General features: G+C 39.8%; 15 protein-coding genes and 2 pseudogenes. 3 read left to right on the forward strand and 14 right to left on the reverse strand.

The genetic code is table 11. The features are described 5' to 3' along the window. Positions 1-73: 73 nt before the first annotated feature. The 5 genes from H6G32_RS03420 to H6G32_RS03440 form a co-directional block, all read right to left on the reverse strand. Entirely contained in the window at positions 74-1,303 is a 1,230-nt protein-coding gene (locus H6G32_RS03420) for a damage-control phosphatase ARMT1 family protein (RefSeq protein ID WP_190454785.1), read from the reverse strand. 238 nt (positions 1,304-1,541) lie between these two features. Further along, on the reverse strand, positions 1,542-1,976 hold the full coding sequence (locus H6G32_RS03425; protein ID WP_190454788.1) for a beta-lactamase hydrolase domain-containing protein: 435 nt from the start codon (positions 1,974-1,976) through the stop codon (positions 1,542-1,544). A gap of 29 nt (positions 1,977-2,005) precedes the next feature. After that, positions 2,006-3,226: a glutathione S-transferase family protein gene (locus H6G32_RS03430; RefSeq protein WP_199327975.1), complete on the reverse strand. Its 1,221-nt coding sequence runs from the start codon at positions 3,224-3,226 to the stop codon at positions 2,006-2,008. A gap of 4 nt (positions 3,227-3,230) precedes the next feature. After that, positions 3,231-3,887, reverse strand: coding sequence for a class I SAM-dependent methyltransferase family protein (locus tag H6G32_RS03435; protein ID WP_190454791.1), 657 nt, complete (start codon positions 3,885-3,887; stop codon positions 3,231-3,233). A gap of 899 nt (positions 3,888-4,786) precedes the next feature. Next, positions 4,787-6,193 carry a HEPN domain-containing protein gene (locus H6G32_RS03440; RefSeq protein WP_190454797.1) on the reverse strand — a complete coding sequence of 469 codons (1,407 nt, stop codon included), beginning with the start codon at positions 6,191-6,193 and terminating at the stop codon, positions 4,787-4,789. Between the two features lie 399 nt (positions 6,194-6,592). Here H6G32_RS03440 and H6G32_RS03450 point away from each other — a divergent pair, with 399 nt between their 5' ends. Beyond that, positions 6,593-6,859: a prevent-host-death family protein gene (locus tag H6G32_RS03450; protein WP_190454800.1), complete on the forward strand. Its 267-nt coding sequence runs from the start codon at positions 6,593-6,595 to the stop codon at positions 6,857-6,859. Beyond that, positions 6,856-7,170: a type II toxin-antitoxin system RelE/ParE family toxin gene (locus H6G32_RS03455; protein ID WP_190454803.1), complete on the forward strand. Its 315-nt coding sequence runs from the start codon at positions 6,856-6,858 to the stop codon at positions 7,168-7,170. The genes H6G32_RS03450 and H6G32_RS03455 overlap by 4 nt, the downstream gene beginning before the upstream one ends. A gap of 315 nt (positions 7,171-7,485) precedes the next feature. On the opposite strand, the gene H6G32_RS03460 is transcribed toward H6G32_RS03455, so the two are convergent. After that, entirely contained in the window at positions 7,486-7,845 is a 360-nt protein-coding gene (locus tag H6G32_RS03460) for a 4Fe-4S dicluster domain-containing protein (RefSeq protein ID WP_190454806.1), read from the reverse strand. 11 nt (positions 7,846-7,856) lie between these two features. Then, positions 7,857-9,452 (reverse strand): FAD-dependent oxidoreductase, encoded by a 1,596-nt coding sequence (locus H6G32_RS03465; protein WP_190454810.1) that lies wholly within the window; start codon positions 9,450-9,452, stop codon positions 7,857-7,859. Between the two features lie 279 nt (positions 9,453-9,731). On the opposite strand from H6G32_RS03465, the gene H6G32_RS03470 reads away from it, so the two are divergent. Beyond that, positions 9,732-10,403: a glutathione S-transferase family protein gene (locus H6G32_RS03470; protein ID WP_190454812.1), complete on the forward strand. Its 672-nt coding sequence runs from the start codon at positions 9,732-9,734 to the stop codon at positions 10,401-10,403. A 340-nt stretch (positions 10,404-10,743) separates the two neighbouring features. Here the strand turns inward: H6G32_RS03470 and H6G32_RS03475 are convergent, their stop codons facing one another. The 7 genes and pseudogenes from H6G32_RS03475 to H6G32_RS03505 form a co-directional block, all read right to left on the reverse strand. Next, entirely contained in the window at positions 10,744-11,520 is a 777-nt protein-coding gene (locus tag H6G32_RS03475) for a class I SAM-dependent methyltransferase (RefSeq protein WP_190454816.1), read from the reverse strand. A gap of 6 nt (positions 11,521-11,526) precedes the next feature. Further along, positions 11,527-11,787: a hypothetical protein gene (locus H6G32_RS03480; protein WP_190454818.1), complete on the reverse strand. Its 261-nt coding sequence runs from the start codon at positions 11,785-11,787 to the stop codon at positions 11,527-11,529. Between the two features lie 191 nt (positions 11,788-11,978). Next, the gene (locus H6G32_RS03485; protein WP_190454821.1) at positions 11,979-12,647 is read right to left on the reverse strand and encodes an HAD family hydrolase; all 669 of its coding nucleotides are present in this window, start codon (positions 12,645-12,647) and stop codon (positions 11,979-11,981) included. Continuing rightward, positions 12,644-14,513: pseudogene (locus H6G32_RS03490) on the reverse strand (ABC transporter ATP-binding protein). Before H6G32_RS03490 ends, H6G32_RS03485 begins: the two are co-directional and overlap by 4 nt. A 106-nt stretch (positions 14,514-14,619) precedes the next feature. Next, complete coding sequence (locus H6G32_RS03495) at positions 14,620-15,660, reverse strand: aliphatic sulfonate ABC transporter substrate-binding protein (protein WP_190454950.1); 1,041 nt, start codon at positions 15,658-15,660, stop codon at positions 14,620-14,622. Next, positions 15,661-16,773: pseudogene (locus tag H6G32_RS03500) on the reverse strand (amidohydrolase family protein); the annotation flags it as partial. Positions 16,774-17,230: 457 nt separating this feature from the next. After that, complete coding sequence (locus H6G32_RS03505; RefSeq protein ID WP_190454824.1) at positions 17,231-18,595, reverse strand: LLM class flavin-dependent oxidoreductase; 1,365 nt, start codon at positions 18,593-18,595, stop codon at positions 17,231-17,233. Positions 18,596-19,519: the final 924 nt, after the last annotated feature.

Below are 19,519 nucleotides of genomic sequence, written 5' to 3' on the forward strand. Positions count from 1 at the left end.
CTAAGCTAATTGTAACGAAATATTAAGTATTTGACGATCTACGCTCCGTATCCTAGGGAATATTCAGAATACCTTAAGTCACCAACTGCACAACACCCCACTGCCCACCTGTCGACCAATCAGGGTCAGATTTTGCGACTTCTGCCACATTTTTTGCCTTCAGTCCGGCGGCAACTTCTGACTTAAGGGTGCGTAAGGCTACCATTGGCGCGGGTAAGTAAGAGACGATATCTGCAATGTTGGTGGTAAAGTCCCAATGGCGATCGCCTAATAAGCGCCGATAATTAGCATCTCCTTTGACAACAATTAAACTCGACTTGGCTAACTCACCTTTGAGTGATGAAGGAATTTCCCAAAATGGTAACGGTGATGTCCAGAAATAATCTTCAGCTAAAACCAACTTTCCTGAAGCGATATTTGCTCGCAATCTTTGAGTAAAGGATTTAACTTTTGGATGGCTACCAGCAGCTAAAAAATCAATTGTGTAATGCACATCCTTAATCATGGCATCAGATACAAAAGTTGGATGAGGCTTTAAGTGCAAGTAAACCTCATTAACCAAGCCACTATTTAACAAAAAATCTACAAAACATAAATCACAAATTAGCTCAAAACCTGCATTATCTATAACAAAATCAATGCTTCCACCCTTATGACTGGTTAATAATTCGCTAACTGAAAATGCATCATCTACTAATATATGAGTTAGTTGGTTGTGAATATCAAAACGACTCCGGTCATCCTCAAAGGCTGACCACAAACTTAAATCAACACGATTTCCCCACAGGGCAAAATACAACAGAGCAATTACAGATGCTTGGTTTGATTTAGATGCTTTTTTTGATTGATCCAACCATTTATCTACTTGACTGCACAGAGAAATAATGGAATCAATAGATGCTTCTAAACCTTGAGATTTTTGTAACTCAAATGGGTCAATACCTTGCAATTCACCAGGGCGAAAGTAATTGGTAATATCCAGAATTAGCCGATAAAAATAAGTTTCGGCAAAAAACCAGGGCACATCTACCCAACGCTGACCTTTATATGGTTCTAAATATTGCTTCCAGGCGGTGAAATCTGCACCAGTATCATCTGCCAGAGTTGGCAAATATCCTGTTGGTAGTTCTGCGGCGAGTTTCTCCAAGCTTTGATTAATTTGGCTAGGAAACTTATTTTCCGCTATGACTCGGCGGGCGATCGCAGGCATCCGTTGAGTTACTGTAAACTCAGTAAAAGAGCCAACTTCATTTCCTACAAGTGGCGCTGGTAGGGGTAATTTGGGAATGTGGGGATTCACCACAAAGTTTTGTCCCTTGAATTTTTAGCTATTTTAACCCAATTTTGACCAGACTTTTACAAATAGGTAAAATTTTGAGTTATGCAAGCAAGTTCTCCCAAAATCTCACACACAAGCGATATTTGAGGAGTAGAAACTGGAATTATTTTCTGGGCTTTCTATTTTCTATATACATCACGACGATGTTTACATTGGAGGAGTAAAATTATTAATTGTTGATCTTGAGTTTAATTTTTAATTTTTAATTTTTAGCAAACTTTTCTAGCAGGAATTGTTTGAGGTGTGGTTGCTCTAAATTAATACCTAGTGCATTTGCTTTCTGGACAACTTCTTCATAAGTCAAACCAGCTTGAAGTACATCAGCAATCAAGGCTATTCCCCCGGCTCTTGCACCACCAGCACAATGAATTAAAATAGGTTTGGGCAAATTCTCAATTTCTTGAATTGCTGCTGCTGTAAGTTGTTGATTTGGTTCTTGAGGATTTAATGGAACATTTGCATATTTTAATCCCGCAACTTCGGCTTGTTGCTGTTCATCATTAAGAAAATCTTTCTCACCTAGAGAACGCAAATTCAGAACCGACTTAAATCCCGCAGAAGCTAATTCTGGTAATTGCTCAGAAGAAATTTGTCCAGCAACACTCAAATCATCACTAACCTTTTTTAACTCACTCATTTTTCCTCTCCTCTCTGTGTGAGATAAAATTAATAAATAGAAGCCAAAACCTTATCTGCTGCGGCTCGAAATGCAGTTGCAGCACCTGCACTCATATCTCGTGGCGCACAAATGCGATTTCTTACATAAGCCAGTGTAATAGCTCCAGTAGCGGCAATAATGGGATCGATACTTTCTTTACCACCCGTTCTACCACCAGGCAATGGTGCGCCATTACCATTAATGAGATAATCAGCTAGTAATCTGAGGTGAAAATCAACACCTTCTTTGATTATTGAAATATCACCTAAAACTTGCACTCCAGAGTTTTTCAAAATATCTTCAATAGCAACTTCTCGATTATCACTTAATCTTTCAGCCGCTTCGGCTCGATATTCAATAAACTCACTTTCTACTAAATCTAAAGGTATAGAATTACCGATAGGTTCTATACCAAATCTGCGTCGCAAAAGTAAATTATTAGTAATGTTGTCTGACTTAACTCGGTTGTAAGCAGGACGTTGTTTGAGTGCGGTAAACCAAGCATTAATCTGTGGAAAACGAGGATTTCCTTTGATGTGATATCCCCTATACACTGGTAAATTAGCCGCCAATCTATCTAAATGAGGACTATACATGATATCTACCAGACTAAATGTTGACAAAAAGTAAGAACCAGGATATCTACCTAAAATTTTCTCAATTTCGTCTAATTTAGATTCACATTCTGCCTGTAAATATGCTAATTCATTAGCATTTTCAGGGGCTTGTCTGAGTAATTTGTAAGCAATATCTCTAAACCCATTAGTTTCAGCATCCTCAACCCATTCTCTGCCAACAGCATTTTCCTCGGTATTTTCAGGCAGCAAAGTTTCGCCAAAGTGTTCTTCCAATTCTAAGAGAATTTTTTTAGATTCATAAACTAATTTACCCTCAATATATGCTGCGGGGACAAGAGTTGTAGGAACTAAATCGGTATACCATTTAGGCTTATTACTCAAATCAATAAATTCAGTTTCAAAGGGAATTCCCTTCTCTTCTAAAGCAAACCAAACCCGTTCGCAAAAAGGACACCAAGAGTTACTATCACGATATAATAACACTGGCGGTTTTTTATCTGGGGGTACTTTATCGAGAGTACTAGGAATAGGAGCAGTAGAAGGAGATTTTCCTGGTCTTTTCACTCGACGGGCAGGTGTATTTTGTCGAGCGCTTTCTAACAGTTCTTCCCAACTAGATATTGTGCTTGATTTAGTAATTGAAAACGACATTGTTTCACCTTGTTTTATTTGGAATACCGGAAAAAACAAATAAATTTTGCTCTTTTAGTACAGTTAAGCTTTCACCTAAATAACGATGAATCCCTACTCCCATATCTCCCGTTGCTGTGAGTTTAAAGTAAACTTCATCAAAACCAAACTCACGGAAGTATTTACGCACAGTTTCCGAGGAAGCCACACCGTTAGAATGTCCGCGAGTCCAGAGGACAAATGCACCTTTTTTACTCAGAAAGCTCAGATTCCCCAATAACCGATTGAGTTCGTTTTCATCAGCTAGATTGCCGAAAATTCCACATACAATCACAATGTCTGCTGGTACTGCTCCTACATAGTTAGCAGAAGCAGTTGCATCACCGTTGATAAACTCAATTTGCTTTGTTAAACCTAATGATTCTATAGTTGCGCGTCCACGTTCAACTAACTGAGGGTTGATTTCTACCAATCTTGCATATACATCTTTAGCGCGAGGGTGATTGGCTAAAGTTCCTAATAAATCTCTTCCATCACCAGCGCAAAGACTAACTACACGAATGCTCCCTGTTGGGGAATTATCCAAACTATAGGAAATATATTCCCGCACGATTTCTAGACGCTGCTGTAATTTGGGTTCAGTGTTGTAAAGATCGTGCCATTCCAACCAATCTTTTGGCATAAAAGAAGATTTCCGGTTGCTAAAAATTCAGATTTCACAGCGTGGGCTTGTGACTCTGTTGTCAAATACGGTAAGTTTATCGAGTATTAGTAGATTGAGGATAAAAGCAGACTACCATATAAATTCTCAGAAAATCAAGCCCCCAGGATAATTAAGTTACTCATTCCGCTCTCACCGTGGGATATTCAGATTGTGACAATATGCAACTGTACTTGCCATAGCTGATGCCGTAAGTAAAATGTATTATTTATAACCTATTCTTTAGAGTAAAATAAGTAAGTAGGCGAAAAAAAATTAAACTATGTTAAGCAAAGTAAAAACTATTGAAATTTGCTCGTAGTGAGGGCTTCAGCCCTCAAAGTAGGGCTTTAGCCCTGACTACCAACCTTGAATTATTTACGCCAACCTACTTACGTGAAAATTTACTGTGGGAAACACCATAAAACTTTTTTTCCTGCAACAACATTGAGCGCCCCGGCAATTAACGCGCTACTGAAGAGAAGTAAGCTATCTATGGACAAGTATTCAATTGTTAGGCATTTTAGCTCTACATTTTGAGAATAAATGTATGCTAAAAGACTTGTTTTTTAGTAAAGACTATGGAATACTCCTGACATAGTACGATAAGTTGACCAACAAACAGTAGTTTATTTGAAACGCTGGTAGCTTGCCAGTCAAATTATTTAACTCGTAGGAGTGAACTTGCTTCACTTCTATCTTTAGCTGTCAAATAACTTGCAATTTTTGCAATTTACGGTCCTACCGCTCCCCTTATGATGGTTTCAGCAATAACAGAGCCGAAAACCCAGGTACAGTAATGGTTATGGCTGTAAAAGGGGATATCTTAGCATAAAGGGAGCGGTATAACCCAATTTACTAAAAATTCAGACAAATCCCAATCAACAATTAGTTATCATATCAGCAAAATTATTTCTTTGTTCTTTACCTCTAAAACACTCAGGTAAGCAAGTTTGATGAGTACGAATAAGCTCTTTTAATCGTTTTCTCAATGAAAATTGATACAGATGAGATAAAGTTTTTTTAATGGAACTCTTAAAATCAGATTCCATATCATTTCTTGAATCAATAACTTTTAAAAAATCTTTATATAATCCATTCACATAGTCATCTTCTTCCATGAATTTACCACCATAAACAATTCTATGGAATGCTTCTATTGATTGAGCTAAACTCAGAAATCTTTCTCTAACATATCTGTTTGGTATATAAAAAAGTCCCAAATATAAGTTAAGACTTGTTTCTAATCTTTCAAAATTAGAATACCATTTAATGAAAACATTATTAAAGTTATTCTCGATATCGTGGAAATCTAACAAAACATTATCATACTTAAACTCTCCAGATAAATCAGACTTGAGTTGTTTAAAATAAATTTTAACTGAAAATTCCTTTTCTATTTCCTTCTCAATTATTTTAGCATTAGGCAAGTGACTAATACGTAAATATGGTTTTTCAACTACAACTTGACTTTCACAAGAATCTTCATCATTAACAAACTCAAAATCTTGACATTTTGTTTTTATTATTGTAGTTACTTCTGTTAAATTAGTGGATTGTCCCATTGCAAAAACTAAAAAATCTTGAACCTTGAATATGGTTTCTAAATACTTATCAAGTTCTTGAAATTCAAATGAATTTAATTCAAAAAGCTTATCTTCTGACACAGGTATATATCCAATATGTTGCTTGAACTCTGATGCTAAATGTAATCCTATTGAACTTATGGGTCTATCTTTAATACCAAGTGTAAAGTTATCAATATTACATAAAGGAATAAATGGAAGAGGACGGTAATTTACTTGCAGTTCTTCAAATCTTGTTTTGTTTTTATCTGGTATCAACTCTATTTCAATGTTATTAATAGAAAGCCATGTTTCTAAATTTGTAAAATGAAAGCATAAATTATTGAATTTAAGTTCTTCCTGTTTATAAAAATGAAACCCACGTAAAATATAAGCTGGATAACATTTTATTGTTTGTAATCCTGTACTAAATCCTTTAGCATTGACCACACATTTATATAGTGTTATTTTTTCACCTATTGTTTCTCCATTATAAAGTTCTCCAAGTATAATTGGTACACTTGATCTGCTGAAGTCTCTATTTAAGCTTTCTTCTAAGGAGTTTGCTGGTACTTGATTAATCAAATCATCCTTTAATTCCAAAATCGGATGTTCATAGGCAGAAAATTTTAAAGTTCCTTCTACTGTGTAGTTAGGATTTTCTGGTAAGAACCATTTTCCTTCTACTTCAAATGAAGTAAAAGCTACTTTTTTTTCTTTCATAACTATATTAAGTAGTAAAATTAGTGTTAATAATATATCACTATTATCTTGTATAAGCAAGCACTATGTTAATAAATAGGTTTAAATTTGCTAGATTACCTAAATCAAAAGCAGTAATGTAGGAATCTCATCTGGACAATCAACAATTAAATCAGCGTTGTGAGTTTCCAATTCTTCCCTAGTTCCATAGCCATAAGTCACACCAATTGCAGCAATATTATTTTTCTTAGCTCCAATGATATCGTGAAGGCGATCTGCTTGCAGCAGCGTTTCGCGATTCCTACGGAGCGCTTCGCTATCGCACTTTCTATACAGTTATCGAACGCTTACCATATTCCTTACACGGTCACAGCAAAGATATCACTATAATAGAAATATCAATCTTCACAGTTAACTGTAATGACTATCAAAGAGTTACTCTTACAAGAAATTGACAACACCCCCAACGAACTCCTAGAGGATCTGCTGAGTTTTTTACAATCACTGAAGACAACCCCAAAACAGCCTCTAAGTACATATCAAGAACTCTTAGAACGAATTGATTACTTAGAAACAATAGTAGGTATTCGTAAAGGACTAGATGAATTTAAGCAAGGTGAAGGAATACCAGCCGATCAAGCATTAACAACCCTAAAAAACAAATTTAATATTCCTCCTCGCTCATGAATTACCAAGTTATTATTCAACCTACTGCTTTTCAAGAAATCGAAGCTGCTTATCGTTGGATGTGCGATAATCTGAGTCCTGAAGTAGCAAACAATTGGTACTACGAACTTGAAGATGCTATGGCATCATTACAAAAATTTCCTAATCGCTGTATGATAGCACCAGAAGCAAAAGTAATTGGTAGTGAAGTTCGTCAACTCTGGATTGGAAAACAAAGAAAATATCGAGTTTTGTTTGTAGTCGAAGAAGATGTTATCGCCATTCTTCATGTTCGTCATAGTCGCCAATCTTATTTAAGTGAAGAGTCATAATTATTTTTACCAGCTATAGTATAATTTACTCTAAGTATCGCTTTTGATGGAAATCAGCGTTGAGCCATCAAATTAAAGGTAGTAATGTGGGAATTTCATCTGGACAATTAGCAATCAAATCAGCTTTGTGACTTTCCAATTCTTCCCTACTTCCATAGCCATAAGTGACACCAATTGAAGCAATATTATTTTTCTTGGCTCCGATGATATCATGAGAGCGTAGGCATCTCCTACCATAACAACAGTAGAAGGTAAAAGGCCTTTCCTGTCTATAATTTAGGAAATTAAATCACCTTTCACACTTCTAATTCTTATCTATGAATTTTGTCCAGTCGGTACTCTGTTAATGTTGTTCATCACCCTGAGTTGTCGAGTCGGATCTTTGTCAGTCCCTCCCATTTTGCCCCGATGCCAACCCATGTTACGGGTGTAACTACCTAGCAGGTTTTGGGCAATTAACTGCTCTGATTCAACTTCATCATCCTGTTCGGCGTAAGGCGACACATAAAGAGCATCCACAGGGCAATACAGTTCACACAAAAAACAAGTCTGACAATCTGACTTGCGAGCAATCACGGCCAATCCGTCGCTTCCAGAATCGAAGACATCCCGTGGACAAACGTTCACGCATATATCACACCCGACACAGCGATCGCTATCAACAATTTCAATCATGATTACGCTACCTATTTCCAGTGATTTTCTTCGGTGATAACTGCAACATCATCAATACCAGACGTGAAAATTCTTCGTGTTTGTGCAGCATCTGTTGTTGTGAAATCTGTGCGTCGGTGCATTCCTCTACTTTCCTTCCGTGCATCCGCACTAGCCCAGATCCAGCGAGCCGTAGCTGTCATTGCAGCCGCTTCCCGTGCGCGTAGAGCGTTGCGACCTTCACCCACCAAATAATCGCGTACATCTGCCCATACTGCATCCAGACGTTCACGCGACAGTGCTATCCTGCTTCCAGAACGAAAGAAATTGACATCAACGGGCAAGGTTTCAGCCTGAACAGCACTAATCACTTCAGTAATTAGACCATCCTCTATCTGCTGTTTACGGGGACGCAATCCCGCCTCACCTAAACCATGAACCAAGCGTGTCCCGGCTTTCTCCCCTAGAGAGAGAGCAAAAAGTGCCGCCGCACGCCCACTCCAAGTGCCGCTGGCGATCGCCCAAGACGCATTAGGACTTCCCCCTCCTGATACAGCCCCGGTAATATTTTCACGAGAGGCTGCATCGCCCGCAGCATAAAGTCCGGGTACTGTTGTAGCGCAATCATCGTTGATGATTTCGAGTCCACCTACCCCACGAACAGTGCCTTCTGAGCGTAGTGTGACTGGGAAACGATGGTGGAAAGGATCTAATCCGATCCGGTCAAGTGGTAAAAAGCAGTTAGGCTGACCCCGGCGCAACCAATCATGTTCGACGGGGCTGCCACGATCCATTAGAGCATATACTTTTTCACCCGCAATCAGCTGGCGCGCAATGCGTACAGCCCGATCTTCCCCAGTTTCCGGCAAAGGAGAGCCATCTTCTAGGTAAAAACTGGCGAAGGAGAATGTCAGCCCCTTAGTCACGGAAGTATGAGCAGGCGATAAGCCATATTGGGAGGAAAACTCCATTCCAGATAGTCTTACGCCTGCCTCTGCTCCCATGAGATAACCATCGCCGGTATTACCATCGCAACCTAGTGCATGAGACAGAAAAGCGCATCCGCCAGTTGCCAGTACAACTGCACCTGCTCTGACTTCCCACCGATTCCCACTGCGCGGATGAATACCTGCTGCACCCGCAATCACACCATTGGATGAAAGTAGTTCCAGTGCGGGATGATGGTCAAGAATGCGTACACCAGCTGCGATCGCTCTCCGTCGCATGAAGCCCATGTAATCTGGACCGCGCAAGTTAGCACGGTAGGGCTGGCCTTGATCATCAAAAGGAAAGGGATAGCCGCTATTTCCTAAGTCATTTAAACCTGTTTGCGCCTGTTCGATCACACGCTGCAACCAATGGCGATCGGCAAGTCCTGTTGAACGGGACAAGCGACGCTCAATTTCTGCATCACGTTGTCCACCTTTAGGGAGATACCATGCCCCAGTATTGGATGGGGCTGTTGCTCCTGAAGTACCGCAATACCCCTTATCGGCTAAGACAACGCGAACACCTTGCTTTGCAGCTGAAAGTGCTGCCCAAACACCTGCTGGTCCCCCACCCAAAACTAGGACATCAGCAGTAATCACACTCTTTTCTGCCGACACCTGAAAACTTTTTGTATTCATAAACTCACATTTATGTTCACTTGGTTGAGAATTCTGTACAAGCATTTCGAGACGTTGAACCGCAAAATTATGTTACTTGCTGATACTTGATTACTTTTGGATTTATGCGGTATTATCATATAATACTACTGTTTATCTATCAAAATACAGTAGTATTTAACTTTTCTCTACAAAAAAAGGGTTTTTAAGCCCCTCCCCGTTTCGGGGAGAGGTTTGGAGAGGGGTGAAAAATATGTGTCGAACTCAAGTTCAAATATTAATTAACCAAGGAATTTAAACATGGCTGACATCAAGATTTATAGTGCGGTGGTTTGTCCTTATGCTCACCGTACCCGCTTGGTACTTCAGGAAAAGGGTATTGATTTTGATTTGATTGAAATTGATTTGCAAAATAAGCCAGAGGGATTTACAGAGGTGTCTCCCTATGGAAAAGTACCTGCAATTACGCACGGACAAAACCGAGTTTGGGAATCAGCAGTTATTAATGAATATCTAAATGAGATATTTCCCAATCCACCGCTTTTACCCAGTAGTTCTATTGGTAAAGCTCAGGCTCGGATTTGGATTGATTTTGCTAATACTAGATTCGTTCCTGCTTTTTCTAGTCTCTTACGAAGTAAAGATTCCCAACAAGAAGAAGAAGCTAAAAAGGAACTATACAAACACCTGGAATTCATTGAAAATGAAGCTTTAGGAAAACTTTCTGGAGAAGGGCCCTACTGGTTTGGTGAATCCATCAGTCTAGTCGATTTCACCTTTTTCCCCTGGTTTGAGCGATGGGCTGCACTTAAGCATTATCGTGGCTTTAGTATTCCCTCAGAATTCACCCGTGTGAAACAGTGGAAACATAATCTCAAAGAACGTGCATCTGTGAAGGCGATCGCTCACTCTAAAGAGTTCTATATTGAGCGATATGCTAAGTTTGCTACTCCTGTTCCTGTTGCTGTCTAAGGATACTAAATATCTCTGGTAAAAAATGTAGAGACGAGAATCCATAAATGATAAACGTCTCTACGCTAATCCATATTTGCTCAAAAACAAAAATATAAGTGCAAACTGACTGTGATGGAGTGTTGGTAGATAGTGAGACATTGAACAATCGCGTTCTTGTCGAATTTGTTGCCGAATTCGGACTGACACTAGAACTTGAAGAAGCTATTATGTTATTTAAGGGTGGCAAAATAGCTGAAGTTTTCATTATTTTCAAGTGCATTATTTAATAATAACGTTAGAGGCTTTCCCATAAAACAGGCGGAACAAACAGATAATCTCAAATACTATAAGCCCAGATTTAAAACTTGGCTTCAGAAGACAGAATAACATTCAAAGAACCATAATGATTAATACAAAATTCTTCAAAATCGTTCATTAGTTGATGATAAATCTCTTCTGAAACTCGCCAACATAAACCATAAGCTCGCAATTTGAAAACAGTTAGCAATTCCTCCACCGTATTACTAACTGTCCATTTCTTAGCTACTAAGTAATTTGATACATAACCTTTTTGAGTTAAATATCCTTCTATGTCTATCTCTTCTATTGTTGAATTAACAGGCTTTGTTTCTGGCTTTAATCCTTGATACTTAGATAATATTTCTCGAAAATAACCTTCAAAATCTCTTCTCGCTGGTGGGGTAATCCATTGACAGTTGAGATAAAAACCTCCAGGTTTTAACACTCGATCAATATCATCTAAAAATGCTCTCCAATCAGAAACAGTATGAAGCATATGAATAGTTAATACAACATCAAAACTGTTATCTAAAAAAGGTAATTGTGAAGCATCACCATGAATCAGCTTTAAATTCTCAGGAGTGGGATTTAATTTTTGACGGAATTGATCGAGCATTTCTTGAGATACATCAATTCCTGTCACAGCATAACCACGTTTGACAAAAGGAAGAACATTTAATCCTGTACCTACACCTGGCTCTAAAAAAGAAGTTGCTGGTGTTGCACGAGTGAGAGCAATTATAAAATCAGCCACTTCCTCCGCTACGGATTCTGTTAACCAGCGTGTTTGGTCATATATCTGGGCAATATTGTCGTAGTAATTGGGCTTATTCATATATATTTATAATCGCTCCTTTGTCGCTAAATTTCTCATGAATAATTTAGGATTTCCATACCAAGATAAAATTTGTCTTCTCAAAAAAGCCACACCATCCTTAACTTTGGGTAATTTTTTAATTTGTGGGTTTGGTAATTCCCAAATGTCTGGTCTTGTATTTTCTCGTTCTATTAATATTTGAATATGCATTGGCAACTGAGTTTGCTGTCTCATTGACCAAGGTTGTCCATCTGATAATTCTTGTTCAATTAACTCATAAAACATTATATTCACCTTTTTAAAAGTCTGGTAAGCTAATGGCTACCGCTAATGTACAGTAAGTAAAAGAATCAGATGTGTAACTTATCATTATTCAAAGGCTGGAAGCTGAATTCTTCAGCAATGCCTACTTAGATAACAGTAAAAATCACACTAAATCTATAGACAAGCTGATAGCTGACAGCTAAAAGCTTATGTCAATTGAGTTGCTTAAGAATGGAGGGTATTTCATTGAGTTCATTAATAATTGCATCTGCATCTTTGGGTTCTGTCCAAACCGAGTTACGTTTCCAAATAGCTTTTAAACCTGCCCTTTTAGCTCCGAAAATATCAGCTTCAGGATGATCACCAATGAAAACACCTGCGCCCGGCGGGACATCCAGTAAATTTAATGCTCTGTGGAAAATCTCTGGTTGTGGTTTTCTGATTTTTTCAACTTCAGAAATCAGAATTGCATCAAAATAATTCTGAATGTCTAAACCTTGAATAGACCTAGTTTGAAAAGTGCCAAATCCATTGGTGATTATCCCCAATAAATAACCTTGCTGTTGAAGCAGAATAAGTGTTTCCTGTAAGTAGGCAAAAGGGACACAGTGAAACATGAAATTTGTTTCATAATCGCTCAATAAGTCTTCCCAACTTAGTCCATGAATATCAAACTCGGTAACAAGACTTTGATAAACCTGATTTTTCCAAACGTGACCGTGGCAGTCTAATAACTGCACAAATTTGGTGATGAAATCTATTTTGGCAATATGGCTCAATTGAAGTGAAAATCTATCATATTGGGCGGTGATGAACTGTTGCAGCGATTCCTCACGGTCAAGTAACGTTCCATCTAAATCAAAGAGAACTGCTTTAATCATAAAGATTTAGTTGATGTTTCCAAATTATTACTAGCTTCTACAGGTAGAAATCCACCAGCCTGCATTTTCCATAACCTGTAGTAAGCACCCCTGCGTGCCAACAGTTTGGCGTGGGTACCATCTTCGACAATGCGACCTTGATCAAACACCAAAATGCGGTCTAGATGGGAGATAGTAGACAACCGATGAGCCACCACGATGACGGTTTTTCCATTCATCGCTAAATCTAGGGTATCTTGGATGGCTTTTTCGGTAATTGAATCTAGGCTGGAAGTAGCTTCATCTAATATCAGGATTGGTGCATCTTTGAGGATCACGCGGGCGATCGCAATCCGTTGTCTTTGCCCTCCAGACAATTTGACACCGCGTTCACCCACTAGAGAATCATAGCCTTCCTTGATTTGGGCGATAAAATCGTGTGCATAAGCTTTGCGTGCTGCCTCAATTACTTCCTCATCGGTTGCATCTAAGTCTCCGTAACGAATATTTTCCAGCAGCGTCCGATGGAACAGAGATGGATCTTGGGGAATCAAGCTGATCTGGGAGTGTAGAGCCTCTTGAGTCATATCTCTAATCTCTACCCCATCAATCAGAATTTGTCCCGATTGTGGGTCAAACAGACGCAAAATCAGATTGACAAAGCTGGATTTTCCAGAGCCGGAGAAACCCACCAAGCCGACACGCTCACCAGGTTGGATAGTGACACAGAGGTTGTCAAATATTTTCTTATCGCCTGAATAGCTGAAATTTACTCGTTGAAATTCAATTTTCCCTTGGGTGACAGGGTGAGCGATCGCATTATCCCGATCAATCAACTCATGGGGTTGAACAATCGTGAACACACCATTGGCAACATTGCCGATATGTTCAAAAAATTCTAGAAACCGTTTGCTTAAATTACGGGCTTCACTGATAATTAACAGCGACAGGCTGGTTGCTACCACAAAGTCAGCAGTAGCGATCTTTCCCTGACTCCAGAGAGAAAGTGAGTAATACAGAGTGCCGATTTTCAAAATGGCTGATGAGATGTATTGAAACCAGCGGATTCGCTCCGAGTACCAGTTGGACTTTCTCACCTCTTTGAGTTCGCTCCTTAATTGCTCATTTAAATAGCGTCGTTCAAAACCCAGACGAGCAAACAGTCGGCTACTGGTGAGATTCGTTACTGCATCTACAATAATGCCAGTTGTCTCACTTCTGGCCGCTGCGGCTTTCCGGGAGTAAATTCGGCAACGAGTTGCTAGCCAGAACGAAATACTGATAAAGAGAACAGCCCACACCCCCACAAATGCCGCAAGCGGAGGATAGGCGCGATACAGTAAAATAGTGGCAACTATATACACAATAATTACTGCCATAAATTCACTAATCAGCATTTGCATCGTTTGGGTAACACCGAGAGAGGTTTCGCTAATCCGATGTGCTAATGCTCCAGCAAAACTACTGCTCAGGTAGCGATGGGAATGTTGTTGCAAGTAGGCATATAGCGATGCCTTCGGCGGCTTCGCTACGCACAATGTGTTGTCGATGAATCGGATGGAGAATAGTCTGTAACAGTCCAGCAGAACGCCCGAATACCACTTCACCCACACTCAAAGCGGTGAACAGCATCAGGGGTTGACTCACCGCATCAAAAATCTGCTTGCTGTCTCCCGTTAATCGCGTCACGCTGCGGATAATCTCACCAATGGCATAGGGCAACATAATGCCACAAGTTGCGTGTATCACCTCCAGAATTACCATTGCCACATACCACCAGCGGAACTGGTTAACAAAATAGCAAATAAACCTGAAGGTCGTATCAGGCAAATTTGGCGCATTAGCAGCACGTTGAAAGGCTTTGGAAACTCTGATTTTTTTCTTCATGGAAGTAAGTTCTTTTTGTAGTAATAAGCTGTTCTGTAAAATAAAAATGGACGACAAGATAAGCCGTCCGATTGTATTAAATTGAGTAGCATAGTGGTACTATTTCCTAAACCATAATTTCTGGTGGTGTGATTGCAGCATATAAATCAGGTGAAAGTAAGGCTTCCTGAATGTTAATTTTTTTTGGTATTACACCCTCTTGAAAGAACAAATCTGCAACACGCTGCTGTTCTGCAATTAGTGCAGGACTAAGACCTCTGCGTCCTGCGAAAGTGCGACGAGACATCACCCTTGCTACCACATCCTGATCGAGCTTTTGTTCAGTGATCATCAATTTAGCTACTTCGTCTCGATTCCCCTCTGCCCACTTATCGAGGGCATGAAGTTCTTCAATAATAATTTTGAGCAAACCAGGATTTTCTTCGGCAAACTTCCTGTCAGAAATATAATAAGCACCAGGAGAATCTAGACCCACAGAATCTTTGAGGACGCGAATTCGACCCATTTTTTCGGCGATCGCATAGTGGGGATCTCCTGTCATCCAAACGGGAATTTTCCCTTCCAGAAAAGCACCCCGTGCCTCGATGGTCGGTAGACTTTTGATTTTAATATCTTTGATAGTCAAGCCAATTGATTGCAACGCTCTGAGAATAAAATAGTGCGATGCCGAGCCTTTTTGAAAATATACTTCTTGCCCCTTGATCTCCTCAAATTTTTTCAGTGGAGACTCTGGCGGTACGGCAATTACACTACTTGTCCCTGTCGTTGCGGTTCTTTGTGTACCGACGACATAAACAAGGTTAGACCCAGCTACTTGTGCAAAAATTGGTGGCGTTTCTCCCACTGATCCCACGTCAATCTTGCCGACACGCATCCCTTCCATAAGTTGAGGCCCTTGGGCAAATTGCGCCCATTCCACCTTGATTCCCAACGGCTCTAAGCGTTGCTCTAAAACTCTCCGATTTCTGAATAGATCCCCCGCACTTTGATACCCCATGCGTAAAACTTTAGTTTTTATATCCAAGGAATTGGGACTTTTTGTAACATTTTGTTGGCTTTGGTCGCTACAACTTCCTAACAGATATGCCATAGAAAAACCACATAGACTTGATGTAGCAAAATTGAGAAAACGACGGCGTTTAATCATAAAGGAAGAACCCAGTACGCTCTTGGTCAGTTCTTCTTTGCTGAGGGAATATCCGTTAGTAATTTCACTACCGTAACGCTCAAACAACTCCAACAACTCATCAGGATTGGTGAGGTCTGGGTTGTAGTTTTGCAGCCCTTCTAAATTCCGTTTAGAGAAGCGATCCACCAAATGAATGTAGACGTGAGCGCCCCAATCTGCACCACCTTCTAGCATAGCTACGCGCAACTGTGGAAAACGCTTGGTAACACCACCGAAAAACAGCGCCTTAGCAAATGCTTGGGAACCATCGCCAAAGTGGCCGATGTGGTTGTTCATGTAGTTACTGATGGAGGAGCGTCCAGTCCAACCTTGACTGCCGTAATGGGTAGTGACAGGTACACCTAGCTCAACGAGTTTAGCCCAGAATGGGTCGTAGTCGTATTCACTATCTAATCCGTAGAAGTCGATATAGGAGGCATACTTGGCGATTTCGGGGAATTGATCAGCTGGATACTTATCTGCGATCGCTTTAATTGGCCTTTTTACACCACCAGGAATATTAGCTACCTTCAACCCCAGTGTGTTTACTGCAAACTCTAATTCCTCAATGGCTTCTTGGGGAGTAGTCATAGGGATACCAGCTACAGGTGTCAGGCGATCGCTATATTTGCGGTACAAGTCAGCATGATAGTGATTCACCGCCCGTTGCAGTGCTTGTCGGTTCTCTCGACTTGCTCCTGCTGGTGCGAGGACATTATTGGGAAACAACACTGAATAGTCTGATCCCTGCTCCGCTTGGCGCTGATAGAACAATTCAGGCAGAGTATAAGTAGCCAAATCTAGGGTATTGCGAGTAACTCTAGCCCACCAAGGCGATCGGATGGTGCGGTTGTTTTGACGTTCTTCCGGGGTTTGTTGATACCAGTCTTTACCATCAGTCTTGGAATTAAGACGGGAAGATTCTGCCTTGCGTAATTCATCTACAAGTTTCGCACCGCCGTAATTAGCAATATAATCCTCAAGTGCCGGTGTGAAATCATTGGTGTGAACATCAGTGTCAATTACCGGATAATCAAGGGTTGCTCTGATTGCGGCGGAACGAGAAGTCTTTAATCTGCTATATTCAGTCATGTTGTTTCCTTTAAAAAATCACAGTTTTTTGCCAACATTCCAACTTATTTAATTTTCGGTCTACTGCAGAACATATAACCCCATCTAAATAGGAGGTGATCTACAGAAACTTGGACTCAATAGCTTTTCTTGAAGCATCTCTAAAAGTTCCTGAGTATTTAAAGTATTTAAGCTGTCAAAATGTCTGAATTTTTGCTCTTACAGCGTATTGCAGGTTTATGAGGTAAAGTAACAACAGTCAGTAAACCAGTTTTTTAAATGTTTGAGATTAATCAAATCGAGAGCAGTAGCAATTAGAATATCAACCGAGCTATTCAGAGTCATGACAGCCAATCTTTTTCAAACTAATTGCCCCAATTACTGTCACCTTTGCGCCTCGATAAAATGGTTTAAAATCCTAGGGTCTACTTCCATCCTCATTTACCTGAAATCTGATGTATGAACGAATCTGAAGTATTTATGCTAATACCAAGCTCTTCTCTGCTTGTTTGACAGCAAATCGATTATCTGGACGACGTAAACCCAGATTTTCCCGCAGGGTACTACCCTCATACTCAGTACGGAAAAGTCCACGTTTTTGGAGGACAGGAACCACTAGGTTAACGAACTCATCTAATCCTGTAGGCAGGATTGGGGGCATAATATTGAACCCATCTGCTGCACCATTGTTGAACCATTCCTCTAGTTGGTCAGCAATAGTTTCGGGAGTACCAAGTATGGTGCGATGGCCTCGTGCAGTAGCCAAAGAAAGATACAACTGACGCAGTGTCAGAGTGCCACGAGTGGCTAAATCCTTGACCAGTTTAAGACGACTCTTGTTGGTATTGGTATCGCTAGGCAGTTCCGGAGCCAGATCATCTAGGGAATATGGCGACAGATCCACACCTTTGTAATAGTTCTTTAAGATTCCCCAGGCTACATCGGGATGGATCAACGATTGCAGAAATTCGTACTTTTCTTGAGCTTCTTCTTCAGTACGGCCAATGATAGGAAAAGCTCCAGGCATAATTTTAAGATCCTCTAGAGAGCGTCCATATTGCGCCAATCTACCTTTGACATCAGCATAAAATTCCTGTGCATCGGCTAGGGTTTGATTGGCGGTGAAAATCACCTCAGCAGTACGCGCCGCCAAATCTCTTCCAGCTTCAGATGCTCCAGCCTGCACAATTACCGGATAACCTTGGGGTGGACGACCGACGTTCAACGGACCTTTAACAGAAAAGTATTTACCCTTGTGGTTAAGTGTATGCAGTTTGTTCGGATCGAAATAAACACCGGATTCTCTGTCACGGATGAAGGCATCGTCTTCCCAGCTATCCCACAGTCCTTTGACGACTTCCACAAACTCTTCAGCCCGTTCATAACGCTGGCTATGTTCTGGGTGATGTTCAAGTCCAAAATTAGCTGCGGCATTATCATTGCCTGTGGTGACTACATTCCATCCTGCTCGTCCCTTACTCAAGTGATCTAAGGAAGCAAATTTACGTGCCAAGCTGTAGGGTTCTTCATAAGTAGTCGAAGCTGTAGCTATGAAGCCGATATTTTCGGTCACGGAGGACAAAGCAGACAAGAGAGTAATCGGCTCAAAATGAGCGATTTTACCATTGCGACTCTGAGTTTCTAGAGTGCCACCCCAAACTCCTGGACTATCTGCTAGAAAAACAGCATCCAACAAGCCGCGTTGGGCTGTCTGGGTAATTTCTTTGTAATGCTCAAAATTCAGACCTGCATCTATTTTTGTATTGGGGTGTCGCCATGCGGAAACATGATGTCCAGTGGCTTGAATAAATGCACCTAAACGAAACTTGCGTTTTTTGCTCATTTGCTTTTCTATTTATATTCCGTTGGTGAAGATTACAGTTAGTGTTATTGGTTTTGTATCGCTAATAGCTACTTGTGTAAGGTCAGTACCATGATGGAATTGCTGATTTTTTGCCAATTCCTTATCCCACATCTATAGGTATCAAAAGTTGTGAATGATTTATTTAGTGTGGTACTTTTCCTGAAAGTCACTTAATCTACGGTTATTCGAGCGGTTTAATGTAGATTAGCTACATAATCACATAAGTCTGGACAAAAAACAAGTGGCTAATCGAAAAATATACCTTTACATAAGTTCATATATTTTTTATTAATTCTAATAATTAGGTAATCTAAATATAATTTTTAGCTAAAAGTATTACGTATTATGTGCTTAAAAGCACAATATTATTTAAGTTGCTAAATTACTTATTAACATTTGCTTTAATGCTTTGTCTTGCAGACCAAATTTCTCAATATCAGTCACAGCTTATTAACTTACCTGTTGGAAATTTTTTGTTTGAGTTACTGGTTTTCTCAGATAGATCAATGAAAAATTAAGAATAGAGGAGGACTATAGAGAAGTAAAGTAAAATTTTTAGAAATACTAATAATTTGTCTAACTTAGATTTCAGTAAACATAATATTTTATTTTCAAAAGACTTGAATTTTATCAGTACTTATGCCATACTCATAAAATAATCACCTTTAAATGGGGCAGTAAACCGTAGTTCCTCAGTAAACCGTAGTTTCTATTATTTAAACTTTTTTCCCAGTATGAACCAAATAAATTATTTAAACTCGTATAAAATTTTTCACAAACAATACTTTCCTACTGAGGATAGTTATATCTGCGTTTGTTTTTGATTTGTAAACATCTCATATTATGTCAGGCTAATTAGTTATGATTCCTACATCTGTGCAAAAATAGGGTTTCCCCCTGCGG

This window comes from Cylindrospermum sp. FACHB-282 (assembly GCF_014697195.1).
Lineage (GTDB): Bacteria > Cyanobacteriota > Cyanobacteriia > Cyanobacteriales > Nostocaceae > Cylindrospermum.